General features: G+C 71.6%; 21 protein-coding genes. 12 read left to right on the forward strand and 9 right to left on the reverse strand.

From position 1 onward, the window contains the following. Positions 1 to 38: 38 nt before the first annotated feature. From pheS to DWB68_RS12310, 5 genes are all read left to right on the forward strand, one after another. Positions 39 to 1,112: a phenylalanine--tRNA ligase subunit alpha gene (gene pheS / locus DWB68_RS12290; RefSeq protein ID WP_119425417.1), complete on the forward strand. Its 1,074-nt coding sequence runs from the start codon at positions 39 to 41 to the stop codon at positions 1,110 to 1,112. A 3-nt stretch (positions 1,113 to 1,115) separates the two neighbouring features. Then, complete coding sequence (gene pheT, locus DWB68_RS12295) at positions 1,116 to 3,665, forward strand: phenylalanine--tRNA ligase subunit beta (RefSeq protein WP_119425418.1); 2,550 nt, start codon at positions 1,116 to 1,118, stop codon at positions 3,663 to 3,665. Between the two features lie 102 nt (positions 3,666 to 3,767). Beyond that, positions 3,768 to 4,268: an aminoacyl-tRNA deacylase gene (locus tag DWB68_RS12300; RefSeq protein WP_119425419.1), complete on the forward strand. Its 501-nt coding sequence runs from the start codon at positions 3,768 to 3,770 to the stop codon at positions 4,266 to 4,268. Further along, positions 4,265 to 5,062: a 4'-phosphopantetheinyl transferase family protein gene (locus DWB68_RS12305; RefSeq protein WP_119425420.1), complete on the forward strand. Its 798-nt coding sequence runs from the start codon at positions 4,265 to 4,267 to the stop codon at positions 5,060 to 5,062. Before DWB68_RS12300 ends, DWB68_RS12305 begins: the two co-directional genes overlap by 4 nt. A gap of 82 nt (positions 5,063 to 5,144) precedes the next feature. Continuing rightward, complete coding sequence (locus DWB68_RS12310; protein ID WP_119425421.1) at positions 5,145 to 5,801, forward strand: TetR/AcrR family transcriptional regulator; 657 nt, start codon at positions 5,145 to 5,147, stop codon at positions 5,799 to 5,801. Positions 5,802 to 5,813: 12 nt separating this feature from the next. On the opposite strand, the gene DWB68_RS12315 is transcribed toward DWB68_RS12310, so the two are convergent. The 5 genes from DWB68_RS12315 to DWB68_RS12335 form a co-directional block, all read right to left on the reverse strand. Then, positions 5,814 to 6,551 (reverse strand): VOC family protein, encoded by a 738-nt coding sequence (locus DWB68_RS12315; protein WP_119425422.1) that lies wholly within the window; start codon positions 6,549 to 6,551, stop codon positions 5,814 to 5,816. 9 nt (positions 6,552 to 6,560) lie between these two features. After that, positions 6,561 to 7,901, reverse strand: a complete 1,341-nt coding sequence (locus tag DWB68_RS12320; RefSeq protein WP_119425423.1) for a M1 family metallopeptidase — start codon at positions 7,899 to 7,901, stop codon at positions 6,561 to 6,563. An 82-nt stretch (positions 7,902 to 7,983) separates the two neighbouring features. Further along, positions 7,984 to 11,943: a Pls/PosA family non-ribosomal peptide synthetase gene (locus DWB68_RS12325; RefSeq protein ID WP_233548796.1), complete on the reverse strand. Its 3,960-nt coding sequence runs from the start codon at positions 11,941 to 11,943 to the stop codon at positions 7,984 to 7,986. 126 nt (positions 11,944 to 12,069) lie between these two features. Next, complete coding sequence (locus tag DWB68_RS12330; RefSeq protein ID WP_119425424.1) at positions 12,070 to 12,636, reverse strand: TetR/AcrR family transcriptional regulator; 567 nt, start codon at positions 12,634 to 12,636, stop codon at positions 12,070 to 12,072. A gap of 288 nt (positions 12,637 to 12,924) precedes the next feature. Next, positions 12,925 to 13,899 carry a quinone oxidoreductase family protein gene (locus DWB68_RS12335; protein WP_119425425.1) on the reverse strand — a complete coding sequence of 325 codons (975 nt, stop codon included), beginning with the start codon at positions 13,897 to 13,899 and terminating at the stop codon, positions 12,925 to 12,927. Positions 13,900 to 13,969: 70 nt separating this feature from the next. Here DWB68_RS12335 and argC point away from each other — a divergent pair, with 70 nt between their 5' ends. From argC to DWB68_RS12365, 6 genes are read left to right on the forward strand one after another with little or no spacing between them, the layout of a single operon-like run. Beyond that, positions 13,970 to 15,001, forward strand: a complete 1,032-nt coding sequence (gene argC, locus DWB68_RS12340; RefSeq protein ID WP_119425426.1) for an N-acetyl-gamma-glutamyl-phosphate reductase — start codon at positions 13,970 to 13,972, stop codon at positions 14,999 to 15,001. A 59-nt stretch (positions 15,002 to 15,060) separates the two neighbouring features. Beyond that, on the forward strand, positions 15,061 to 16,218 hold the full coding sequence (gene argJ / locus DWB68_RS12345; RefSeq protein ID WP_119425445.1) for a bifunctional glutamate N-acetyltransferase/amino-acid acetyltransferase ArgJ: 1,158 nt from the start codon (positions 15,061 to 15,063) through the stop codon (positions 16,216 to 16,218). Between the two features lie 59 nt (positions 16,219 to 16,277). After that, entirely contained in the window at positions 16,278 to 17,228 is a 951-nt protein-coding gene (gene argB, locus DWB68_RS12350; protein ID WP_233548797.1) for an acetylglutamate kinase, read from the forward strand. Continuing rightward, positions 17,225 to 18,553 (forward strand): acetylornithine transaminase, encoded by a 1,329-nt coding sequence (locus DWB68_RS12355; protein WP_407645703.1) that lies wholly within the window; start codon positions 17,225 to 17,227, stop codon positions 18,551 to 18,553. Before argB ends, DWB68_RS12355 begins: the two co-directional genes overlap by 4 nt. 1 nt (position 18,554) lies before the next feature. Further along, on the forward strand, positions 18,555 to 19,568 hold the full coding sequence (gene argF, locus DWB68_RS12360) for an ornithine carbamoyltransferase (protein WP_119425428.1): 1,014 nt from the start codon (positions 18,555 to 18,557) through the stop codon (positions 19,566 to 19,568). Then, the gene (locus DWB68_RS12365) at positions 19,565 to 20,122 is read left to right on the forward strand and encodes an arginine repressor (RefSeq protein WP_119425429.1); all 558 of its coding nucleotides are present in this window, start codon (positions 19,565 to 19,567) and stop codon (positions 20,120 to 20,122) included. Before argF ends, DWB68_RS12365 begins: the two co-directional genes overlap by 4 nt. Positions 20,123 to 20,173: 51 nt before the next feature. Here DWB68_RS12365 and DWB68_RS12370 read toward each other — a convergent pair whose 3' ends face one another. Further along, the gene (locus DWB68_RS12370; protein ID WP_119425430.1) at positions 20,174 to 20,716 is read right to left on the reverse strand and encodes a mycothiol transferase; all 543 of its coding nucleotides are present in this window, start codon (positions 20,714 to 20,716) and stop codon (positions 20,174 to 20,176) included. A 135-nt stretch (positions 20,717 to 20,851) separates the two neighbouring features. Between DWB68_RS12370 and DWB68_RS12375 the strand changes: the two genes are divergently transcribed. Continuing rightward, entirely contained in the window at positions 20,852 to 21,322 is a 471-nt protein-coding gene (locus tag DWB68_RS12375; RefSeq protein WP_119425431.1) for an SRPBCC domain-containing protein, read from the forward strand. Positions 21,323 to 21,457: 135 nt separating this feature from the next. Here the strand turns inward: DWB68_RS12375 and DWB68_RS12380 are convergent, their stop codons facing one another. Genes DWB68_RS12380 through DWB68_RS12390 form a run of 3 tightly spaced genes read right to left on the reverse strand, consistent with a single transcriptional unit; the run spans position 21,458 to position 25,301 of the window. Next, positions 21,458 to 22,981 (reverse strand): APC family permease, encoded by a 1,524-nt coding sequence (locus DWB68_RS12380; protein WP_119425432.1) that lies wholly within the window; start codon positions 22,979 to 22,981, stop codon positions 21,458 to 21,460. Then, entirely contained in the window at positions 22,978 to 23,880 is a 903-nt protein-coding gene (locus DWB68_RS12385) for a universal stress protein (RefSeq protein WP_119425433.1), read from the reverse strand. Before DWB68_RS12385 ends, DWB68_RS12380 begins: the two co-directional genes overlap by 4 nt. An 8-nt stretch (positions 23,881 to 23,888) precedes the next feature. After that, positions 23,889 to 25,301: a flavin monoamine oxidase family protein gene (locus tag DWB68_RS12390; protein ID WP_119425434.1), complete on the reverse strand. Its 1,413-nt coding sequence runs from the start codon at positions 25,299 to 25,301 to the stop codon at positions 23,889 to 23,891. Positions 25,302 to 25,507: the final 206 nt, after the last annotated feature.

The raw sequence follows: 25,507 nt of genomic DNA on the forward strand, positions 1-25,507 counted from the left end.
CCACCATTCCTTTGCACCGTGAGGGCGTGCCCAGACACATGTCAGAAACACCAAGCTCGCCGGGCGCCACGCCGGGCGTCCCGCATCCCACCGACTCGGAGGCCGTCGACGTTGTCGTCGCCGCTGCCCTCGCCGCGTTTGAGGAGGCGGGCGACCTCGAGGAGCTGAAGGCCGCGCGCCTCGCCCATCTCGGCGAGAAGGCGCCCCTGACCCTCGCGAACCGCACCATCGGTTCGCTGGACAAGGCCGAGAAGGCCCTCGCGGGCAAGACGCTCGGCGCCGCCAAGGGTCGCCTCTCCAAGGCGCTGGCCGCCCGCACCGAGGTGCTCGAGGCCGAGCACGCCGCGCGTCGCCTGCTGGAGGAGACGGTCGACGTCACCGCCGCTCCGCGCCGCACCACGCTGGGCGCCCGCCACCCGCTCTCCCGCCTCACCGAGCGCGTCTCCGATGTGTTCGTCGGCATGGGCTGGGAGATCGCCGAGGGGCCCGAGGTCGAGTCCGAGTGGTTCAACTTCGACGCCCTCAACTTCGACGAGGACCACCCGGCCCGCGAGATGCAGGACACGTTCTTCGTTGACCCGCCGCAGGCCCACCTCGTGATGCGCACGCACACCTCGCCCGTGCAGATCCGCTCCATGCTGGATCGCGAGGTGCCGATCTACGTGCTGTGCCCCGGCCGCACCTTCCGCACCGACGAGCTGGACGCGACCCACACCCCGGTCTTCCACCAGTTCGAGGGCCTGGCCGTGGACAAGGGCCTGACGATGGCCGACCTCAAGGGCACCCTGGAGCACTTCGCGCGCCAGATGTTTGGCCCCGAGGCCAAGATCCGCCTGCGCCCCTCCTACTTCCCGTTCACCGAGCCGAGCGCAGAGCTGGACATCTGGCACCCCGGTGCCAAGGGCGGCCCGCGCTGGATCGAGTGGGGCGGCTGCGGCATGGTGCACCCCAATGTGCTGCGCTCCGGCGGCATCGACCCGGAGGTCTACTCCGGCTTTGCCTTCGGCATGGGCGTGGAGCGCACGCTCATGTTCCGCAACGACGTTCCCGACATGCACGACATGATCGAGGGCGACGTCCGCTTCAGCCAGCACTTCGGGATGGAGATCTGAACCATGCGTATTCCCCTTTCATGGCTGCGTGAAAACGCCGAGGTGCCCGCCGGCGCCACCGCCGAGGACGTCATGGCCGCACTGGTCAGGGTCGGCCTCGAGGAGGAGGACGTGATCCGTCCCCTCGATTCCCTGCAGGGCCCCATCGTGGTGGGCCAGGTGCTCACCCGCGAGGAAGAGCCGCAGAAGAACGGCAAGGTCATCAACTGGTGCACCGTGCGCGTGGTCCCCGAGGGCGCCACCCAGACCCTCACGGGCGAGGGCATCGACCCCTCCGGCGTGCAGGGCATCATCTGCGGCGCCCACAACTTCGAGGTCGGCGACAAGGTGGTCGTGACGCTTCCGGGCGCCGTGCTGCCCGGCGACTTCCGCATCACCCCGCGCAAGACCTACGGTCACGTCTCGGCCGGCATGCTGGCCTCGGCCCGCGAGCTGGGCCTCGGCGACGACCACGACGGCATCGTGGTCTTCCGCGATCTGGGCCTGGACCCCGAGGTGGGCCAGGAGGCGCTGCCGCTGCTCGGCGTGACCGACGAGGCCGCCGAGATCAACGTGACGCCCGACCGCGGCTACTGCTTCTCGATCCGCGGCGTGGCCCGCGAGTACGCCCTCGCCACCGGCACGGCGTTCTCCGATCCGGCCGGCCGCGTCACCGTGGCTGCCCCCACGCAGGCCGCCATCGGCGTTCAGCTCAAGGACGAGGCACCCATCCGCGGCAACGTGGGCTGCGATCGCTTCGTCACGCGCGAGGTCACGGGCCTGGACCCCGAGGCCACGACGCCGGCCTGGATGGCCGAGCGCCTGCGCCTGGCCGGCATGCGCCCCATCTCGCTCGCCGTCGACGTCTCCAACTACGTCATGTGGGAGCTGGGCCAGCCCCTGCACTTCTACGACCGCGACACCCTCACGGGCGACATCGTGGTCCGCCGCGCCGCCGCCGGCGAGAAGCTGACCACCTTGGACGGCAAGGAGCGCACGCTCCACGCCGAGGACCTGCTGATCACCGACGGCTCCGGCCCCATCGGCCTGGCCGGCATCATGGGCGGCGCCGCGACCGAGGTCTCCGCCTCGACGCGCACCGTCCTCATCGAGTCGGCGCACTTCGACGCCGTCTCCATGGGCCGCACCAAGCGCCGCCACAAGCTGCCCTCCGAGGCGTCCAAGCGCAACGAGCGCGGCGTGGACTGGGAGGTCGCCGACAAGGCGGCCCAGCGCGCCGTCGACCTCCTGGTCGAGCTCGGTGGCGGCACCGACACGGGCCGCGGCGGCGACGCCGGCACGCGCCCGGCGCCCGTCACCGTGACCCTGCCGCACGGCGCCGCCGCCGCCCGCGTGGGCGTCGAGTACACCCGCGAGCAGGAGCTTTCCTCGCTCACGGGCGTGGGCTGCACGGTTGAGGAGGGGGCCGACGCCGATCTGGTCACCGTTCCCTCCTGGCGCCCCGACATGGACATCGCCGATGACCTCATCGAGGAGATCGCGCGCCTGGTCGGGTACGAGCAGATCCCGTCGACCCTGCCCGTGGCGCCTCCCGGGCGCGGCCTGACGGGCGCGCAGCGCTCCAAGCGCCGCGTGCTGGACGCGCTCGCCGCCGCCGGCCTGACCGAGGTGCTCGCGTACCCCTTCGTCTCGCAGGCGCAGAACGCCACCTTCGGCGCGCCCGTCAAGGGCACCGAGGTGCCGGCCGTGCACCTGGCCAACCCGATCTCGGCCGAGTTCGGCTGGCTGCGCACCTCGCTGCTGCCGGGGCTGCTGGAGATCGCCCGCCGCAACGCCTCGCGCGGCTTCCGCGACACGGCCTTGTTCGAAGGTGGCCTCGTGTTCTGGCCGCGCGAGCAGCTCGGCTCCGCGACGCTGCCCGCGGGCGGCGCCCGCCCCAGCGATGAGGCGCTGCAGGACCTCAACGCCGGTATCCCGGATCAGCCGTGGCACCTGGCCGCCGTCCTCTCCGGGCGCGTGTCCAACGGCGCCCTGGGCGAGTCGGCGCGGGCCTGGGATTGGGCCGACGCGCTGGATGCCGCCCGTCTCGTCTCCGACACGCTCGGCACCGAGCTGCGGGTGAAGCAGGGCGCTCATCAGGCCTTCCACCCGGGCCGCTGCGCGCGCCTGCAGACGGCCGAGGGCGCGCTCGTCGGCTGGGCCGGCGAGCTGCACCCGGACTACCTCGCGGCCAACGATCTGCCCGAGCGCACCGTGGCCATGGAGGTGGACGTGCGCGAGCTGCTCGCGGCCGCCCCCGAGTCCATCGTGGCGCAGCAGGACCTCTCGTCCTTCCCCGCGGCGACGCAGGACGTGGCCCTCGTGGTTGCGGCCGAGCTCTCGGCGCAGGAGGTTCTCGAGGCCCTGCGCGAGGGGGCCGGCGAGCTCCTGGAGCACGTCGAGCTCTTCGACGACTACCGCGGTCAGGGCATCGAGCTGGGCTCCAAGTCCCTCGCGTTTGCCCTGCGCTTCCGCGCCACGGATCGCACGCTGACGGCCGACGAGGCCTCGGCGGCCCGCGAGGCGGCCGTCGCGGTCGCGGCCGAGCGCTTCGGGGCCCAGGCCCGCGGCTGACGCCGACGGCCTCCCGGCCACGAGCACGACGACGGCGCTCGCCCCTTGCGGGGCGGGCGCCGTTTCGCTGTGCTCGCCTGGGGGACGCGTAGGCTCGGTGGCATGGCAGCTGAGAACCACGCGGCAAACGTCGCCCCCGATCTTTCCGATACCCCGGCCACCGTCGCCGTGCGCGCGGCCGGCATCGAGCACGAGGTGCGCTCCCACGGCCGCGTGGGATCGCTCGAGGAGGCGGCAACGGCCCTCGGCGTGGAACCCCGCGAGATGGTGAAGACCCTCGTGGTGCGCCGCAACGAGGGCGAGCATCTGCTCGTGTTGGTGCCGGGCGATCGCCGCTTCTCCTGGCCCAAGCTGCGCGCCCTCCTGGGCGAGAACCGGCTGACGATGCCGGACGCCGACGGCGCCAAGGCCGTCACGGGCTACGCGCGCGGCACCATCACGCCCTTCGGCACCACCACGCCCCTGCCCGTGCTGCTGGACGCCTCCCTGCGCGGCCAGCGCGTCTCGCTCGGCGCGGGGCGGCACGGGCTGGCGCTCGTGGTCAACGCCGACGACGTCGCTGCCACCTTCGACGGCCGCTTCGAGGACGTCACCGACGCATGAGCGCGCCGGCCACGCTGTGGCTCCTCGCCGCGCCGCTGAGTCGATTCACCGCGGGTGGGCCCGGCGCTGGAGCCGAGGCGCGCGGAGCGGCTCACGGCGGGGCGGCGTTCGGGACCGATCCGCGCCGGAGCGTCTCCCCGGCGGGGGAGCGCGGCGCTCCGGGCCCCGCGGAACGCGAGCGGGCGGCGGCCTTCACGTCCCCGGCGGCCCGCGAGCGTTTCCTCGCTGGCCGGGCGCTGCTGCGGGCCGCCGGTTCCGCCGCGCTCGGTGTGCCGGCCGCCCGCCTGCGCGTCGTCTCCTTCTGTCCCCGCTGCGGCGAGGGCGGGCACGGGGCCCCCACCCTTGTCGATGCAGCCACGGGAGCGGCGCTGGCGGCGGCGAGCCTGTCCCGCGCGGCGGGCTGGGGGTTGGCCGCCGTGGCGCCGGCGGGATGGAGGGTTGGCGTCGATCTCGTGGACCCGGAGGACCCGGCCTTCAAGGCTGGAGGACCCGGCTACGTGGCCCCGGCGGAGGCCTGGGCTCGGGGCGAGGCCGTGGGCAAGGCCAGGGGAGAGGGGCTCGTGCCCGTGGGGCTGCCCGACGCCGCGGCGGGCGCCGGGGCCGATCCCGGCGCCGCCGGCCGGCCAGCGCCGGGAGGCACCAGGGGCGCGGGGCGCGCCCGCGCCGTGCCCGACGCCGTCGTGCATCGCGTGCCGGGCACCCGCCTGCTGTGTGCCCTCAGCGCGGCCCCGCCGCCCGAAGGGGAGGCGCCGCGCGTGAAGTGGCTGAGCGATCCGGCCTTTCGAACGCATTGAGCCAAACAAAGAGTCCACTTCGGGATCTTTTGTTCAGTAATTGGGTCTCGTTTAGCGCGTTCATAATGCCTAGACTGTCCGCATGTCTCCCACCGAGCGCACCACCCTGCCGCAGGCCTCCATCCCCGGACCCCTGGGCCGCAACAGCGAGCGCGGGCGCATCCTGGATGCCGCCGCCAACTACCTGGCCACGCACGGCTTCGAGCGACTGCCCGCCGCCGTGCTGGCCCAGGACTCCGGCATCCCCGAGGCGCGCCTGAAGCAGCACTTCCCCACGGAGGAGGCCTTGTTTGCCTCCACGCTCAACCTCGTGGACGCCAAGAACATCACGGCGTACTTCGCCGGTGCGAAGGGCCGCGGCTGGGCGGGCCTGGAGGCGTGGGCGCCGCTGCTGGACGCCGTGGTGCACCAGCCCGGGGCGCTGCAACTGTACTCGACCATGCGCGCCCAGGCGGGGGACCGCGAGCACCCGGCCCACGGCTGGGTCACGACCCACCGCGATCTGTGCGTCGACGTGCTCCAGCACGCCATGTTGACCGGCATCGATGCCGGGGAGATGGACCCGTCCATCCCCGTGGATCTGGTGGCCTACCAGATGATCGCCATGACCGAGGGCGTGCAGCTGCACTGGCTCAGCAGCGGCGGCCGGGCCAAGCAGGGCGAGCCCATCCGCGCGTTCGTCGAGAACCTGCGCTACCGCTACGGCGTTCCCCCGCACCAGGACCAGAGCGGGGACTGACCCTCCGAGGGCCTAGCCCTCAGCGAGGACGCAGAACTCGTTGCCCTCCGGATCAAGGAGGGTGACCCAGCTGGCCTCGGCCGGCGCGGTGTCAGTGGGCCTGGCGCCTAGCGCCTCGAGCCGCGCCGCCTCCTCCCGTGCGGAGGAGCCGGGGTAGGCCTTGAGATCCAGGTGCAGCCGGGTGGGGAAGCGTCCAGGCTCGGGGACCTGGAGGAACTCCACGAACGGGCCCACGCCGCTGGGGGAGCGGAAGCTCACGAAGTCCTCCTCGTCGTCCACGAGCACCCAGTCCGTGGCGGCGGCGTAGAAGGCCTTGAGGCCCGCCACGTCGGAGCACTCGGTGACGACGGCCGCGATGGGACCCGTCGTGGCGTACTCGGGGCGCGGCTCGAGGACGCAGAAGACGTTGCCCTCGGGATCGGCGAGCACCTCCCACGGCACCTCGCCCTGCCCCACGTCGACGCGGCGCGCGCCCAGGTCGAGCAGCTCGCGGACCCACCGGGCCTGGTGCTCGAGCGAGCGCGTGGCGAGGTCGAGGTGGCTGCGGTAGCGCGCCGGCTCTCCCGCCGGCACCCGCACGAGGTCCATCGTGAGCGCATCGGGGCTGGGCCAGGTCAGCCCGGCCGGCATCAGGTTGATGATGCCGGGCGCCTCGGAGTCGCTCTCCCAGTCCAGGGCCGCCGCCCAGAACGCGCCGAGCGCCAGCTCGTCCTCAGCCGTGAGATTTACCTGAACCGGTCGCGAAGCCATGGGTCAAGTCTAGGGCTGGGGGAAGGGTGGGAGCTCCTCGCGGTCCAGCCAGGCCGTCAGCACGCCGAGGGGGTCCTGACCTGGCGCGGCGTGCGCGCTCAGGTGGGCCTCGAAGAGCGCCCGGTCCACGCTGCCGTGGCGGTGCTCGGCCGTCCAGGCGTGGAGCATGCGGGTGAAGCCCTCCTCGCCCAGCTCCTCGCGCAGCGCCAGCACCGTGAGCGCGCCGCGCTTGTACACGCGGTCGTCGAACATATCGGCCGGACCGGGGTCGCCGATGCGCAGGTCCTGGGGGCCGGACTGCAGGCCGGTCCACGCGCGCCACGCGCGCTCGCGCAGGGGCGTGGAGCCCGAGGCCTCCGACCACAGCCATTCGGCGTAGCAGGCGAAGCCCTCGTGCATCCACACATCGCGCCAGCCGCGCACCGTGAGCGAATTGCCGAACCACTGGTGCGCGAACTCGTGAGCGATGAGCCGCTGCGCCTCCCAGGCACGCGTGAGGTGGTTGTCGCCGAACACCGAGAGCCCCTGCGCCTCGAGCGGGATCTCGAGTTCGTCCTCCGTGACGATCGCGCCGTAGCTCGCGAAGGGGTACGGCCCGAAGGCGGCCTCGAAGGCCTCGAGGAGGTCGGCCTGGTCGGAGAAGGTGATCTGCGCCCGCACGGCCTGCGCGTCCGAGCTGTAGAGCGTCAGCGGCGTGTCCTTCGCCCCGGCCTGCCCCAAGGGGCGCGGGGCGTAGCGGCCGATCTGCAAGGTGGCGAGGTACGCGGCCGTGGGGGCCTCCTGCTCGAACACCCAGGTCTCGCGGCTCGACGTGCGCCGGTGCTCCACGAGCCGACCGGGCGCCACGGGCCGGTAGCCGGCGTCTGTGGTGATGCTCATGCGGTAGGCCGACTTGTCCCCGGGCGTGTCGTTGCACGGGAACCAGGTCGAGGCTCCGTCTGGCTGCCCGGCCACGAGCACGCCGTCCTCCAGCTCCTCCCAGCCCACGTCGCCCCACGGCCCCAGCCGCGGTCCGGGGTTGCCGCCATAGCGGATCTGCACCTCGACGGCGGCCCCGGCATGCTTGGCCGGCAGGGGGAAGGACAGGCGGGAGTGGCGATGCTTGAAGGTGACCTTCTTGCCGTCCACGTTCACCCGGTGCACGGCCAGCCCCACGAGGTCCAGTTCGGCGCGCTCCGTGCCCGGACGGGCCACGAGCCGCAGGGTCGCGGTGCCGTCCAGGCGGTTGCCGCCGAGCTTGCACGCCAACTCGAGCTCGTAGCGCTCAACGTGCAGGTTCGCGTTCCCGGTGTGTGGGGAGTACGGGTCCGGCGCCTCGGCGGCCGCGTGGCCCGCGTGGGAGTGGCTCATGCTGCGCTTCTTCTTCTCTGCCCGGTGGGGCGTGTGCCCGGCCGGGAGGGCCGGGTGGGGTCTCGTGCGTGTGTGGAGCAGGCTACCGCTCGGCGTCGGTCCACGGCTCCACGGGGTTCCCCGTCCAGCGCGAGCCGGCGGGAACGACCTCGCCGCGCATCACGAGCGAGGCGGGCCCCGTGGTGGAGCCGGCGCCCAGCGCCGCGGCCGGGAGGATGACCGAGTTGGGCCCGAGCGTGGAGCCGGCGGCCAGCTGGACCGTGTCGATGGCCATGACGCGATCGTGGAAGAGGTGGGTCTGGACCACGCAGCCGCGGTTGACGGTGGAGGAATCGCCGAGACGCACGAGATCGGCCTCCGGGAGCCAGTAGCTCTCGCACCAGACGCCGTGGCCGATCTTGGCGCCGAGCCCGCGCAGGAACCACACGAGGGCCGGCGTGCCGGAGGCGGCCCGCGCGAACCACGGGGCGCAGAGCATCTCGATGAAGGCGTCGACCACCTCGTTGCGCCAGATGAACGAGCTCCACAACGGGTGCTCGCCCTCGCGCAGGCGCCCCACGAGGAGCCACTTGACGGCGATCGCCACGAGGGCGGCGGCGCCGCCGGCCGCGAGCAGAACGGAACCGGAGAGCAGCACGCCGGCCAACGGACCCCAGCTGTTCCACAGCACATCCAGGACCACGAGGACGCCGGCGGCCGTGGCGACGGTCGCGAGCACGGCCACGAGCCGCAGCAGCTCCCAGGCGCCGCGGGCGACCTTGAGCCGCGTGGGCGGCGCGTAGGTGCGATCGTCCTGCGCCTCGACCGCGGCGCGGCGCAGCTTGACGGGCGGGCTGCCGAGCCACGACGACCCGGCCTTGGCCTTCGGCGGGGTCGCCGAGAGGACGGCGACGAGGCCGCCCTTGGGCACGCGCCGCCCGGCTGCCGCCATGCCGGAGTTGCCGAGGAAGGCGCGCTTGCCCACCTTGGCCGGGGCGACGTGCAGCCAGCCGCCGCCGAGTTCATAGGAGGCGACGAGCGTGTCGTCGGCGAGGAACGCGCCGTCGCCGATCGTCGTCATCTTGGGGATGAGCAGCACCGTGGAGGCCTCGACGTCGCGCCCCACCTTGGCACCGAGCAGGCGCAGCCACACGGGGGTGGCGAGCGAGGCGTAGAGCGGGAAGAGCAGATCGCGCGCCACGTCGAGGAGGCGTTCGGTGGCCCAGATCCGCCAGGCAACGGCGCCCTCGGCCGGGTGCCAGCCCTCAGTGATCTTGAGCGAGAGCAGGCGCACGGTGATCAGGATGATGAGCGCCGTGGAGAGAAACCAGACGGCCGCGGCGAGCGGCAGGGCCAGCCAGAGGGACGACGCCGCCTGGCCGAGCGACGCGTGCCCGCGCAGGAACGGCGTCGCGGAGAGCACGGCGAGGGCCACGGAGACCCAGGGGAGCAGGGCGAGGCCCGCGCCGCCGAGCGCGAAGCCGAGCTTGGCTCCGCGATGGCTCGGCGGGACGGCGGCGGGCCAGGCGCCGCGCGCCTTGCCGATGCGGCGGGCGGGGGAGCCAGCCACGGCAGCGCGCGCCTTCACCTTGCCGATGACGGCGGAACCGGGCGCCACATCCGCGCCGCCGCCCACCTTGGCTCCGGGGTGCAGGGTGCTGCGGGCGCCGACGACGGCGTCCTCGCCGATCCGGAGCTCGCCGATGATGAGGCGGTCGCCGTCGATCCAGTAGCCCGAGAGGTCGACCTCCGGCTCGATCGAGGCGCCGTCGCCGATGCGCAGGAGCCCCGTCACGGGCGGCACGGAGTGCAGGGTGACGTCCTTGCCGATCGTGGCGCCGAGGCCGCGCGCGTAGCGCTTGACCCACACGGCGCCGGCCAGGGACACCGGATCCACGAGGTCGGCGATGTGCTGGGCGAGCCACAGGCGCAGATGCACGGAGCCGGAGCGCGGGTATTCTCCCGGTCCCACGCCGCGCAGGAGCAGCCGGGCCGCCGCGACGGAGATCGCCATGCGCCCGGGGGGACTCACGAAGAGCGTCCAGCTGAGCAGGATCCACCACCAGGACACGACGTGATGACCCTGCAGCACCCCGGCGGCGCTGAGCAGATTTCCACCGATGGCCAGGTAGGTCAGCCAGCGCATGCCCACGAGCACGAAGAGCGGAATCCCGGCCAGCGTCTGGGCGAATTGGGCCCCGCGTCGGGTCCGCGCCACCTCGCGCGGCGGGGGAGGCGGTGTCGCGGTGGAGGCCCCCAGGAAGTCGATGAGCGCCCCGAGGCGCGGGTGGGAGTAGAGGTCCGCGACCGTCACCAGGGGGTGCCGTTCGCGCAGGAGCGAGACGAGGCGCGCCGCCGTGAGCGAGCCGCCGCCCACGGCGAAGAAGTCCGCGTCCAGGCCGCCCAGGGCGCCGCCCAGGACAGCGGAGAAGGACCGCGCGATGAAGCCGGCGTCCTCGCCTAACGCGGCCAGCGCGCCGTCGTCCTCCGCCTGGGCCCCCGGAAGGGGCCAGGGGAGGGCCGCCCGGTCCACCTTGCCGCTCGTCTTGGTGGGCAGCGAATCCAGCTGCGCCAGGAGCGGGACGAGCGCCGCGGGGAGATCCACGAGCAGGGTCTCGCGGGCCGCCTTGAGGTCGAGCTCGTGCTCGGCGGCCAGGTAGCCCACGAGGATCTGGTTTCCGGCCGCCGTGGTGCGCACGGCCGCGGCCGCGCCGGAGACGCCCGGGAGGTTCTGCAGGGCGCTGTCCAGCTCGCCGAGTTCGATGCGGCGGCCGCCGATCTTCACCTGGTCGTCAGCCCGGCCCACGAAGAGCAGGCCCAGGTGGTCGTTGACCACGAGGTCGCCCGAGCGGTACGCGCGTTCCCAGCCGAGGGTGGGCATCGGCGCGTACTTGGCGGCGTCCTTCTCCGGGTCGAGGTAGCGGGCCAGGCCCACGCCGCCGATGATGAGCTCGCCCGTGCCGCCCTCGGCGACGGGGACACCCGTGGCCGGGTCGACGACGGCGAGATCCCAGCCATCCAGCGGCAGACCGATCCGCACGGGGCCCTCGCCCGTGAGCGGGGCGGCGCAGGCCACGACGGTCGCCTCGGTGGGGCCGTAGGTGTTCCAGACCTCGCGCCCGGGTTGGGCCAGGCGGGCCGCGAGTTCGGGCGGGCAGGCCTCGCCGCCAAAGATGAGCAGGCGCACCTCCTCGAGCGCCTCGGCCGGCCAGAGCGCCGCGAGCGTGGGGACGGTCGAGACGGCCGTGACGCCGCGCTGCGAGAGCCATGGGCCAAGGTCGGCGCCCGTGCGCACGAGCTCGCGGGGCGCTGGGACGAGGCAGGCGCCGTGCCGCCAGGCGAGCCACATCTCCTCGCAGGAGGCGTCGAAGGCCACCGAGAGGCCGGCCAGGACGCGGTCGCCCGGCCCGAGCGGTTCGGCCTGCAGGAAGAGGCGGGCCTCGGCGTCAACGAAGGCCGCCGCGTTCCGATGGGTCACGGCCACGCCCTTGGGGGTGCCGGTGGAACCTGAGGTGAAGATGATCCACGCGTCGTCGGTGATGAGCGGTTCGCGCGAGGCCGCGGCGAGCGAACCGGCCGCGCGCGCTGGAACCGCAACGGTGTCGCCGTCGAGCTGGCTCAGGAGCGCGGCGATGCCCGCCTCGCCGAAGACGAGTTCGGCGCGTTCGGCGGGATCGTCGGTGTCCACCGGGACGTACGCCGCGCCGATCGCCAGGACCGCGAGGATGCTGACGTAGAGCTGGCGGGTGCCGGAGGGCAGACGGATGCCGATGCGATCGCCCGCACCGTGGCCGGCGGAGCGCAGGCGATCTGCCAGGGAGTCCACGGCCTCCAGCAATGCTGCGTAATCAAGCAGGAGCTCGCCATCGTCGATGGCGGGTGCCTCGGGGTGCGCCGCGGCGCTGGCCCGAAGGATGTCGACGAGGGTGCGTGGCTCGGGGGCGCGCTCGCCGCCGGGAAATTGGGCCGCGTACGCGCTCGCGTGACTCGCCTCCGGAGCGCCGTGCGCTTCGGTGCCGTCCGTGGGGACGACCGATGGTGCCACGTCGGGGGTGCTGGGCACCGCGACCTCCTGTACTTGAGACCGGAGGACTGGCGTCGGGCCGCCCCCGGCCGGTGCTCGCCCCCCGGAACAGGAGGGCGCGCACCACGCTAGGGATCGGAAGTGTACGGCAGGTGAACGAGCGCGTCAGGCTCCGGGTGCCGGTCGTTCACCGGTCGGTGCCAGGTACCGCAACAGCTCGCGCGCCTCGTCGTCCTCGGGGGTCAACCCGAGCGAGAGGAGCTGGTTGATGAGCATCCCGCGCGCGAAGAACGTGCGCGCCATCTCCTCCGGTAGTTCCGCCTCGCGGCGCAACACGCGGTAAAGATCCATGAACCATTCGCGCACCTGCGGGCCGATCGTGGGGTGATCGCCCATGGTGTTCTGCTGGACCATGAGTTTCAGGATCGTCGCGTCCTCCACCAGCTCGTGGTAGCAGGCCCCGATGACGGCGGGGTTGACGGGACGCTCGGGGGTACGGGCGATCGCGGCGCGGAACGAGGAGATGAGCGCCTCGTGGCCCTCGGCACAGCAGCGCAGGAACAGGCGCTCCTTGGAGCCGAAGAGGCGCACGACGTAGGGCTGGGACACGCCAGCCTTACGCGCGATCGCATCGGTGGTGGCACCGGCGAAGCCGTGCGTGGCGAATTCGGCCTTGGCCGCCTCGACCACGCCGGTGGCCTTTGGGGTCAGGACACGGGACAGGTTTGTCATGAGGGTTGTTGAACTCATTAGTTGGTCGATCTCGATTTCGGTGGGGGAGCGCCGCATCCGCGGCACCGAACAATGACCACGATCCTAGCGAACGTGTCTGTGGGGCAATGAAGGGGCTGACGAAAAGTCGGAATTCCCGCTACCATGGTGGCTACGAGGCTTCCGGGGGGTTGCCTCTACGGTGTGTCCGCCCGGCTACCGGGGGGTTTCCGGCTGGGATGCACCAGGGCCCGTGGAATCGATGATTCCACGGGCCCCTTAGCGTTAACCGTGCAGATCGCGGAGTGCTCAGGGCACCAGCAACACCTTGCCGGTGGTGCCACGTCCCTCCAGGGCCCGGTGCGCGTCGTCGGCGTGTCGCAGGGAGAAACGCTCGCCGATGGAGAGCTGGAGCTCCCCGGAGGCCACCGCGCCGAAGACTTCGCCGGCCCGCCAGGCGCGTTCGGCGGGGGAGGAGAGGAAGGCCGAGAGGCTGGGGCGCGTGATGCTGAGCGAGCCGAGAGCGTTGAGCCGCTGCAGATCAAAGGGTGGGACCTGCCCAGACGCGCCGCCGAAGAGCACCATGGTGCCGCGGGGACGCAGGCTCAGGAGACTGGACTCGAAGGTCGCTGCCCCCACGCCGTCGTACACCGCGGCGACGCCCACGCCGTCGGTGAGTTCGCGGACCGCGCCGGGCACCTCGTCGTAGCGCAGGACGTGGTCGGCCCCGGCCTCCGCAGCGATCGCCGCCTTGGCCGGGGTGGAGGTGGTGGTGATGACCGTGGCGCCCTTGGCCTTGAGCATCTGGGTCAGCAGCTGCCCCACGCCGCCCGCCCCGGCGGTGGTGAGGATGGTGTCCCCGGCCTTGACCTGGTAGGAGTCGTTGATGAGGTAGTGGGCGGTGAAGCCCTGCAGGGGAACGGCGGCCGCCTCCACGGGGTCCACCCCGCCCGGCACCTTCACGGCGCGCTGCGCGTCGAGCAGCGTGTACTCGGCGTAGGTGCCTGAGCCCTCGGCCGTGGCCACGAGATCGCCCACCGCGAAGCCCGTGACGCCCTCGCCGATCGCGGTGACCGTGCCGGAGGCCTCGGAGCCGGGGCGGAAGGGGAGCGGGACGCGGTAGACGCCGGAGCGCTGATAGGTCTCGATGAAGTTCACGCCCACCGCGGCGACCTTGACGAGCAGCTCGCCCGGACCGGGCTGGGGCACGGGGTCCTGCACGAGCCGCAGCTCCTCCGGGGAGCCGTAGCGATCGATGCGGATGCGGTCCTGATACTCGGGCATGAGCTCTCCTTTGCGCGTCACGATCGCATATTTATTAGCGCCACTGCATACAAGGGGCTACGATCGGTGCATGACGTTCACGGTAGCCGTTTCGGGCGCGAGTGGTTATGCAGGCGGCGAGGTGCTCCGGCTCCTCGCCCATCACCCAGAGGTCACCATCGGGGCCATCACGGCGCACTCCAACGCCGGATCGCGCCTGGGTGAGCTTCAGCCGCACCTGCGCTCCCTCGCGGACCGCGTGCTCGAGGACACCACGCCGGAGGTCCTGGCCGGCCACGACGTCGTGTTCCTCGCCCTCCCGCACGGTGCATCGGCCGCCGTCGCGGCCCAGCTCGGCCCCGAGACGCTCGTGATCGACGCCGGCGCCGACCACCGCCTCGTGGACCCCACGGCCTGGGAGAAGTTCTACGGCACGCCGCACGCCGGCTCCTGGCCCTACGGCCTGCCCGAGCTGCCCGGCCACCGCGAGGCCCTCGTGGGCTCCAAGCGCATCGCCGTGCCCGGCTGCTACCCCACGAGCGCGCAGCTCGCCCTGGCGCCCGGCTTCAGCGCCGGCCTCCTCGAGCCGCGCGACGTCGTCATCGTCTCCGCCTCCGGCACCTCCGGCGCCGGCAAGTCGGCCAAGACTCACCTCCTCGGCTCCGAGGTCATGGGCGGCATGAGCCCCTACGGCGTGGGCGGATCGCACCGCCACACGCCGGAGATGGAGCAGGGCTTCTCCGCGCTCGCCGGCGAGCCCGTCCAGGTCTCCTTCACGCCCACGCTGGCCCCCATGCCGCGCGGGATCCTGACCACCGCGACGGCGCGGCTCAAGCCGGGCGTTGACGCCGCCTCCGTGCGCGCGGCCTGGGAGGACGCCTACCGCGACGAGCCGTTTGTGCACGTGCTCCCTGAGGGGCAGTGGCCGCACACCAAGCACGTCCAGGGCTCCAACCACGCCGAGATGCAGCTGGCCGTGGATCCCCACGCCGGCCGCGTCATCGTCACGTGCGTCATCGACAACCTGACCAAGGGCACCGCCGGTGGTGCCGTGCAGTCAATGAACATCGCCCTGGGCCTGCCCGAGACCCTCGGCCTCGAGATCGAAGGGATGGCACCGTGAACGCCGCCTCCACCCAGTACACCTGGCCCCCGCGCACCTCGGCCGCGGACGCCGCCGCGCTGCAGGGCGTCACGGCGCCCGCCGGCTTCCGTGCAGCGGGCGTGACCGCGGGGATCAAGGCCTCGGGCAAGCCCGACCTTGCGCTTGTCGTCAACGAGGGCCCTCAGCGCGCCGCCGCAGCGGTCTTCACCTCCAATCGCGTGGCCGCCGCCCCCGTGCACTGGTCGCGCGAGGTGATCAAGGACGGCCGCGTCGACGCCGTCATCCTCAACTCCGGCGGGGCCAACGCCTGCACCGGGGCCCCGGGCTTCCAAGACACCCACCGCACGGCGGAGGAGGTGGCCTCGCTGCTCGGCGTCTCCGCGACCGATGTGGTGGTCTGCTCCACGGGACTGATCGGTGAGCGCCTGCCCATGGAGAAGATCCTGGCCGGCGCCGCCGAGGCCTCTGGCGCGCTGAGCGCCGAGGGCGGAGCGGGCGCGGCGCGCTCCATCATGACCACTGACACCGTGCCGAAGCAGGCAGAGCGCACGGGCAGCGGCTACACGATCGGCGGCATGGCCAAGGGTGCGGGCATGCTGGCCCCGGCGCTGGCCACGATGCTCGTGGTCATCACCACGGACGCCGTCCTGAACCCCGCACAGCTGGACGCCGCCCTGCGCGCCGCCACGGGCGTGAGCTTCGACCGCGCCGATTCCGATGGCTGCATGTCCACCAACGACACCGTGGTGCTCATGTCCTCCGGTGCCGCGGGTGTCACCCCCGACGAGGCCGAGTTTGCAGCCCTGCTCTCCGAGTTGTGCACCGACCTGGCCCTGCAGCTGCTCGCTGACGCCGAGGGCGCCAGCCACGACATCGCCGTGCAGACCGTGAACGCTGCGAGCCTCGAGGACGCCCTCGAGGTCTCGCGCGCCGTCTCGCGCTCCAACCTCTTCAAGACGGCGATCTTCGGCAACGACCCGAACTGGGGCCGTGTGCTCTCCGAGGTCGGCACCACGAAGGCCGCCTTCGAGGCGAGCGATCTGGACGTCACGATCAACGGCGTCATGGTCTGCCGCGGCTGCGGTGTGGGGGAGGATCGTTCGCTCGTGGACCTCGCCTCGGCCCGCGAGGTCAGCGTCGTCATCGACCTCAAGGCCGGCACCGAGCAGGCCACGGTCTGGACCAACGACCTCACGCACGACTACGTGGAAGAGAACTCCGCGTACTCGAGCTGAGCCTCGGGACCAGAAGCACAGGAACACGGCAGCACGGTAAGACGCAGGAAGACACCTCGATGCAAAAGAGCACAGCCATGGATCCCACGGAACAGAGCGAGCGCCTGGCCGCCGCGCAGCGCAAGGCGGAGGCCCTCGTGGAGGCGCTTCCCTGGATCACGCGCTTTGCCGGCAGCCGCATGGTCATCAAGTACGGCGGCAACGCCATGGTGGATGACACGCTGCGCCGCGCCTTTGCCGAGGACATCGTCTTCCTGCATCACGCCGGTATCCACCCCGTGGTGGTGCACGGCGGCGGCCCGCAGATCAACTCGATGCTCGATCGCCTCGGCGTCGAGTCGGAGTTCCGCGGCGGCCTGCGCGTCACCACGCCGGAGGCCATGGAGGTCGTCCGCATGGTCCTGACGGGTCAGGTGGGGCGCGAGCTCGTGGGCCTGATCAACGAGCACGGCCGCTACGCTGTGGGCCTCTCCGGCGAGGACGGGCGCCTGCTGCGGGCGGCCCGCACCGGCACCGTCGTGGACGGCGTCGAGGTGGACCTGGGCCTCGTCGGCGAGGTGACGGGCGTGGATCCCACGGCCGTGGAGGACCTCATCGAGGCAGGCCGCATCCCGGTGATTTCCACGGTCGCGCCGGAGATCGACGCCAACGGCAAGCCCACGGGCGAGGTGCTCAACGTCAACGCCGACACCGCCGCCGCCGCCCTGGCCGGCGCCCTGGGCGCCTCCAAGCTCGTCATCCTGACGGACGTCGAGGGCCTCTACGCCAACTGGCCGGATCGTTTGAGCCTCATCAGCTCGCTCGACGCGGGGGAGCTGCGCCGCATGCTGCCCTCGCTCGAGTCGGGCATGATCCCCAAGATGAAGGCCTGCCTGGCCGCGCTGGACGCCGGCGTGCCGCGCGCCCACATCGTGGACGGGCGTCAGCCGCACACCATGCTGCTCGAGGTCTTCACCTCGGCCGGCGTCGGGACCCAGGTGGTCCCGGAAACCGAGGAGGAGAACGCGTGAACGCGCAGAACACCCGGCACGACGACGCCGGCTCGCTTGAGGTGCCCGTCGGCGCCGCCGCGGCGGCGCTCGCGGGAGACGGCCTGGCGGCCCTCTCGGCCCTGCGGGGCGAGGAGCTGCTGCGCCGCTACGACCGCTCGCTGCTCGGCGTCTTCGGCACGCCCCAGCGCGTGCTCGTGCGCGGCTCCGGCGCCACCGTCTGGGACGCGGACGGGAAGGCCTACCTGGACCTGCTCGGCGGGATCGCCGTCAACGCCCTGGGCCACGCGCACCCGTTCCTGACCTCGGTGGTCTCGAGCCAGCTCGCGACGCTCGGCCACGTCTCCAACTTCTTCGCCTCGCCCACGCAGATCGCGCTGGCCGAGCGGCTGCTCACGCTCGCGAACGCGCCCGAGGGTTCGCACGCCTTCTTCGCCAACTCCGGCACGGAGGCCAACGAGGCGGCTTTCAAGCTGGCCCGCCGCAACCGCGGCACGGCCGAGGCGCCCCGCACGCGCATCATTGCGTTGGAGCACTCCTTCCACGGCCGCACCGCCGGGGCCCTGTCCATGACGTGGAAGCCCGCGTACCGCGAGCCCTTCGAGCCGCTGCCCGGCGGCGTGGAGTGGATCCCGGCCGGAGACGTCGAGGCCCTGCGCGCCGCCGTGGACGAGACCGTCCAGGCCGTCATCGTGGAGCCCATCCAGGGAGAGGCGGGCGTGCTGCCGCTGCCCGAGGGTTACCTGCAGGCCGTGCGCGACGTGACGCGCGAGGCCGGGGCGCTCATGATCGTCGACGAGGTGCAGACGGGCATCGGCCGCACGGGCGCGTGGTTCGCGTCCGCGGGAGTGATCCCCGACGCCATGACCCTGGCCAAGGGCCTCGGCGGCGGCGTGCCGATCGGCGCCATGCTCACGTTCGGCCCCGAGGTCTCCGCGCTCCTGAGCGCGGGTCAACACGGCACGACCTTCGGCGGCAACCCCATGGCCACCGCCGCGGCCCTCGCGACCCTCCACGTCATCGAGCACGAGGGCCTCCTGGCCCATGTGCGCGAGACGGGGGCCTGGCTCGCCGAGGAGCTGCTGACCCTCGACGAGGTCGAGGGCGTGCACGGTCGCGGGCTGCTCGTGGGCATCAAAGTCCGCGAGGGCCTCGCCCCGCTCATCGTCCAGGCCGGGCTCGAGGCCGGCTTCATCGTCAACGCCACGGGCCCCGACACCGTGCGCCTCGCCCCGCCGCTCATCGTGACCCGCGAGCAGCTGAGCACCTTCGTTCAGGCCTTCCCCGCCCTCGTCGCCTCGGCGACCGCGACCCTCGCCGCCCAGACCACCCCCAAGGAGTCCTGAGATGACCTCCCAGCCCAGCCCCGCGTCGTCGGGCACCCCCGTGCGTCACTTCCTCGTCGACACCGATCTGAGCCCGGCCGAGCAGGCCGAGGTGCTTGACCTCGCCGCCGCCCTCAAGGCGGATCGCTGGTCGCGTTCCCCGCTGGCCGGGCCGCAGACCGTGGCGATTATCTTCGACAAGACCTCCACGCGCACGCGCCTGTCCTTCTCCGCCGGCGTGGCGGATCTGGGCGGCAACCCGCTCATCATCAACCCGGGCGAGGCGCAGCTGGGGCACAAGGAGACCGTCGCTGACTCGGCCCGCGTCTTCTCCCGCATGCTCTCCGCCGTGGTGTGGCGCACCTTCGGCCAGGACCAGCTCGAGGAGCTGGCAGCGAACTCCACGATCCCCGTGGTCAACGCCCTGACGGACGACTATCACCCGTGCCAGATCCTCGCGGACCTGCAGACCATCCGCGAGCACAAGGGCGAGCTCAAGGGCCTCACCCTGACGTACCTGGGTGACGCCGCCAACAACATGGCGAACTCCTACCTGCTCGGCGGCGTGACCGCCGGCATGCACGTGCGCATCGCCGGTCCCGAGGGCTACCTGCCCGAGGAGCGCATGGTCCAGGCGGCCCAGGAGCGTGCCGCGCTCACGGGCGGTTCGGTGCTCGTGACCACCTCCGCGGCCGAGGCGCTGGCCGGCGCCGATGTGGTCGCCACCGACACCTGGGTGTCCATGGGCCAGGAGGACGAGAAGGAGGCGCGCCTCAAGCTCTTCACCGACTACGCCGTGAACGACGCCGCGATGGCCCAGGCCGCGCCCGACGCGATCGTGCTCCACTGCCTCCCGGCCTACCGCGGCTACGAGATCGAGGGCTCCGTCATCGACGGCCCGCAGTCCGTGGTGTGGGACGAGGCGGAGAACCGCCTGCACGCGCAGAAGGCGCTCCTGACCTTCCTGCTTGATCGCTCCGGGCTCTCGGCCGACGTGCCGCCGGAGTTCGTGGCCGGCCCGACCGAGGCACGATGAGCGAGGTCTCCGCCGGCCGCGGCGCGTTGCCCGGCACGCGCGTGCCGGGCAACGCGCCGAGCACCAAGATCGCCCGCCAGGCCCGCATCCGCGCGCTCGTGACCCTGCGCGCCGTGCGCAGCCAGGCCGAGCTGGCCGGCCTGCTCTCGGCCGAAGGCATCCAGGTCACGCAGGGCACGCTCTCGCGCGATCTGCTGGACCTCGGCGCCACGCGCGTGCGGGCCGCCGACGGCACACACGTGTACGCCCTGCGCAGCGAGGACGAGGAGTCACCGCGCGCGGCCGGGCTGGAGTCGGGCGCCGAGGTGCTCGACGCGCGGCTGACCCGCCTCTGCGCCGAGCTGCTCGTGGCCGCCGAGTCGAGTGCCAACCTCGTGGTGCTGCACACGCCGCCGGGGGCCGCCAACTTCCTGGCGCAGTCGATCGACCACTCTCTGCTGCCCGACATCCTGGGCACCATCGCTGGCGACGACACGGTCGTGGTCATCACGCGTCGCCCGGACGGCGGCGCCGATGTGGCCGCGCGCTTCCTCGAGTGGGCCGACGGCGTCTAGCCAAGGCCCTGCGCGGGCGGCGGTCCCGCCCGCTCTTCACGGTGCCTGCCGCTAGAGCGCCTCGGCGAGGTCGTTGAGCTCGTAGGCACCCTTGCCGTCGATGGACTCGCGGATGATGTCGGCGTGGCCCGTGTGCCTGGCCACCTCCGTGCTGATGTGAGCCAGGCACCAGCGGGCCTCCCAGCTCGTGAGCTCCGGCGGATACCACGGTGCCGGCGGCACCGGGACGGGCGCCGAGAGGTCGGTGACCGCGTCGAAGTTGGCGGTCGTGAGGTCCACGCACCGGTCGAAGTACACGAGCGTCTCCTCCAGCGTTGACTCATCCGCGATCATGTCCTCGAGCGGGAGGTCGTCAAAACCGTCGGGGATCTGGGGCGCGTCGGGTGCCGCCACGGCACACGCCGACCAATACACGCCCACGGCGCCGCAGTGGCGCAGCAGGCCCGTGAGGTTCAGGGCTGAGGCCGCGGGGTGGGAGTGCGCCTGCTCGTTGCTCAGCCCCACCTCCGTGGTGCGCAGCTGGGCCAGCTGCTGCAGGGCATAGGTCTTCAGCACGCCGAGTTCTCCGGTGGCCTGCGGGGTCAGGAATCCCATGTGCGTCTCCTTGCTCTGGCGCCGCTCCCGGCGCGGGGCACCATGGTTCCCCGCGTACCTGACAGTGTCAGGATGTGGCGGTGAATCGCGGATGAAGCCTGGCGCGAGCGGCGGACGCGCCAGCATGATGGGAGCATGAGCGCCACCCTGCCAGCCAACGAAATCCCCGACGATGCCGACGCACTGCGGGTCAGGGCGGTGCTCAGCGCACCGGTGGAGCGGGTGTGGGACTTCGTGACCGAGCCCGGGTGGTTCATCAACGATGGACAGTGGCGGGATCACCGGGTGGAGACGCCCAGCCCCGGCCGGCACCTGGTGATCGACCCAGTCTACGGGGAGTTCGAATTCGACGACGTCGAGGTGGTGCCCTTGGTGCGCTACGTCAGCAAGGGGGCCCACACGGGCGGCGATACGGCGGCACCGGCCACCATCACCAGCTTCGAGCTGACGGAGGTCGAGGGCGGCACCGAGCTGATCATCACCGAGACGGGCTTTGCCGGGCTGGGCCTCGGCGAGGCCGAGACTCGAGCGGCGATCGACGCCAACGTTGAGGCGTGGATCCTCGAACTGCGCCTCGCGGCCGAGGCGCTGGCCGGGCCGGCCTAGGGGTACCCGGCGAGCCTGGGGCGATCGCCTCGGGCTCGCCTGGCCCTCAAGGGTGCACAGGGACAGACAACAAAAGCCCCGCCGGTCCCAGCCTGAGGCTGGGACCGGCGGGCGCCGTCGTGCAGTGCAAGACACTCAGCGATCGCGGGGGAGGGTCTCGCCCTTGAAGAAGGCAGGGCGGCGGATGGCCTGGTAGAGCATCGTGCCGATGCCCAGCAGGATGATCGCCATGCCGAGGATGAACACCATGCCCACGCCGCCGATGTTCGAACCGGAGCCGTACTCGGGGTCCATCGAGTCGATCGCGGTCTTGATGAACATGAGCAGCAGCACCACGCCGCCGATGAGCGGGAAGAGGAACTGGAACACGAAGCCGCGCACGCTCTTCATGAACTCGCGGCGGAACCACCACACGCAGGCCAGGGCCGTGATGCCGTAGTAGAAGCAGACCATCATGCCGAGGGCCGTCACGGTGTCCCACAGCGCGTTCTCGGAGAGCAGGCGCGTGACCACATAGAAGATGGCGGCGGCGGCACCCGAGGCCACGGTGGCCACGGTGGGGGACTTGAAGCGCGGCGAGATGCGGCCGAAGGCGTCCGGGAGGGCCTTGAAGAAGCCCATGGAGAGCAGCGTGCGGGCCGGGCCCACCATGGTGGACTGCAGGCTCGAGGCGCTCGAGGTGAGGATCGCGATCGACATGAGGATCGCGAACGGACCCATGACCGGGCCGGCCAGGACGGCGAAGATCGACTCCTGGTTGTCCGGGTTACCCGCACCCAGGCCCTCGGTGCCCACGCCAGCAAAGGCGATGACGGAGAGCGCGATGAGCATGTAGAGCACGATGATGATGAGCACCGTGAGTGTGGCACCGCGGCCCGGCGTCTTGGACGGGTCCTTCGTCTCCTCGTTCATGGTGAGGGTCACGTCCCAGCCCCAGAAGATGAAGATGGAGAGCGAGACACCGGCCGTGAACGTGGTGATGTCGCCGACACCGAAGGGGTTGAACCACTCGAGGCTCGGCGGGGTGGCGTCGAACGCGGTGCCGTTGCCGAGGTGAACGAAGCCGGCGATGGAGAACCAGACCAACACGAGGATCTGGAAGGCCACCAGGACGTACTGCACGACCATGGCGGTCTGCACGCCGCGGTACGAGATCCACACGGCCAGCGCCAGGAAGACCAGCGTGACCGGGATGTTGATCCACAGGTTCCGCGTCAGCTCGGCGATCTCCGGGTTGTTGAAGAGCTGGCTGAGCATGATGAACAGGAAGTCCGTCGCCACGGCCGCCAGGTTGGAGAGCACGATCACGGTGGCGGCGATGAGGCCCCAACCGCCCATCCAGCCCATCCACGGGCCGAAGGCGCGCGTGGACCACGTGAACGTGGTGCCCGCGTCCGGCATGCGGTTGTTGAGCTCGCGGTAGCCGAGAGCCACCAGGAGCATGGGGATGAAGCCGGCCAGGAAGATGGCGGGCAGGTGCGTTCCGACCTCGGCGACGGTCGGGCCGAGGGCCGCCGTCAGGGTGTACGCCGGGGCAATCGTGGAGATGCCGATGACGATCAGGCCGATGACGCCGACGGCGCCCTTGGCCAGGCCCTTGTCGGCCTGGTCGGAGATCAGGCCAGCCTTGAGCTGGTCCTGCTGCGTGGGAGAGCTCATGAAGCCTGGCCCCCTTGGTTCTCGATGCGGGCCGCGGCGGCGGCGGAGTAGTCCCGCGGCACGACGACGACGGGGACGGGGGTCACGCGCAGCACCTTGTGTGCCGTCGACCCCAGGAAGAGGCGGCGGCCGCCCATGCGGGCGGAGCCGAGGAGCGCGATCTCGTGTGGGCGCCACTCGACATGGCTGATCGCCTCGTCGAACGTGGAGCCGTGCGCCACGATGACCTCGGAGCCGAGCGTCGTGCGCCCGGCGATCTCCTCGATGAGCTCGCGAGTTTCGGCGAGCTGGTCGGCATCGTCGCGGGAGCCATCCAGCTCCAGCAGGGACACGATGCGGACCGGAAGGTGATGGTGTTGCGCGGTGACGGCGGCCATGTGGGCCACGGCCTCCGCGCCCTCCTTGGTGCCAACAAAGGCGGTGACGCGCGAGGGACCCGGGCCCGTGGGCTCCTCCGGGGTGCTCTGCGGCACGGCCAGCATGACGGGCACGGGGGAGGAATGCAGCAGCGCGTTCGCCACCGAGCCGAGCGAGCCGCCCAGCCCGTGGGCGCGCGGCGCCACCACGATCATCCGGGCGCCGACCTCCTCGGCCGCGGCGATGATGCCCTCGGCCTCGGAGTCGGCGGCCCGGATGAGCACCCTCGCGGAGATCCCTTCCGGGATCATCGCCAGGGCCTCGTCGGCCCAACCGCGCAGCGTGGTGTCCAGGATTTCCTCGTAGCCGAGGGGGTCCGCGCTGGGGTAAACGGCGGTGAACGGCGACTGATTGCGCACCACCATGACGAGGTCAACCTCGACGGGATCCTCATGGTTGCGGGCGGCGTACGCGATGTTGCACGCCAGGTTCAGGGCCAGTTTTCCGCCGCGATCCGCGGTATAGCCGACGATGTACTTCATGGGATGGATCAGGCCTTCACGAACGGGCTGACGGCGCCATCGAAGGACTCGTCGTAGCTGCCGCCATCGAGCTCGGCCACGATGCGGGCGGCCGTGCGGCGGCCCATGCGGACGGCGCCGTCGACGTGCTGGTAGCCCTCGCCGGCCAGATCGGAGGAGGCGAAGTAGATCGGACCAACGGCGTCGTTCTGCGTGGGGCCGAAGCGGTGCAGGCCGCCCAGGTCGTAGCTCGTGGCGTAGGCGCCGCGGGTCCACTCCTCGGAGCCGAAGTCGGAGAGGTAGAAGACCTCGGGGTTGAGGGTCTCCTCGCCGAGGAACGCCGCCATGGACTCGAGGATCGCGGTCTTGCGCTCCTCCTCGCCCAGGGCCCACATGGCGTCGGCCTTCTCGTCGGAGACGAAGCCGACGAGGGTGCCGCGCGGGTCGTTCAGGAAGGTGTTGTCGTAGACCTCCTGGACCAGCGAGCTGGGGGAGAAGCAGGTGCCGGAGAGGCCCTGCTCGCGCCAGAACGGACGGTCGTACACGGCGTGCACCTTGATGACCAGGCCCATGGACTGGTGCTGGTGGGTCACCTGCTGCCAGCGCGGCAGCGGCGGCTCGTAGGAGGGGCGCGTGTAGAGGTTCGGCGGGATCGCCATGATGACGCGCTTGGCGGAGACGGAGACGTCCTTGCCGTGGGCCACGACGGAGTCATCGCTCCACTCGAGGCGCAGCATCGGGTTGTTCAGGAAAATGTCCTCGGCGCCGATGCGCTCGGCCATCTTGAGGGAGACGCCCTGCATGGTGGTGGACATGCGGCGATCGAGGATGAAGTCCTCGTCGACCAGGTTGGAGAAGGAACCGGCGGAGGCGGCCATGAGCAGGGCCTGCAGCGCGGAGAAGGTCTTGGCGGGCTTGGTCAGCATGCCGCCGGCGATGAACAGGCCGACGCACTCGACGGCCACCGGATCGGAGGTCTTGGACTCGAGCCAGTGGTGGAAGGAGATCGTGTCGAGCTCCTTGGCCTCCGGGTGCTCCCACGGCTTGTCGGGGTTCACCTGGGCGGCGAGCTCGTCCATGATCGCGATGAGCTTGTCGATCTCGCCGACGGTGGCCTCGCCCACGGGGAAGTCCTCACCCGTGTAGACGGTGCGCTTGCCGTCGTGATCGATGAAGACGGAGGCGCCTTCCTTCCAGCGCGGGTACGTCTCGATGCCGAGCTCATCGGCCAGGGAGTACAGGGCCGTCTGGTCGGGGCTGATCCACTGGCCGCCGATCTCGATGGTGGCGCCGCCGATGGTGTTGGTCCACGTGCGGCCGCCGACGCGGTCGCGGGCCTCGAGGATCGCGACGGTCTTGCCCGTCTTCTTCAGCTCCAGTGCGGCGGTGAGGCCGGCCGGGCCGGCTCCGACGATGACGACGTCGCGTTCGATGTTCTGCATGGTGAGGGATCCCTCCGGCTCGTTGTGCCCAACAAAATGAATGCTGTTCACTACGAGGGTATCCCAGCCACGTGTCCTGGGCCACTTTCGGGCGGATCATGCGGAGCGAAACGGGATCAATGCTCCCAAAGATCCCGACAAAGCAGGGAAATTCGGCGGAAAGATTCTGCCGCTGGCGGTGCTCGGCCTGGCTCGCGGGCCGTGTC

This window comes from Galactobacter valiniphilus, from assembly GCF_003575975.1.
GTDB classification, from domain to species: Bacteria; Actinomycetota; Actinomycetes; order Actinomycetales; family Micrococcaceae; genus Galactobacter; species Galactobacter valiniphilus.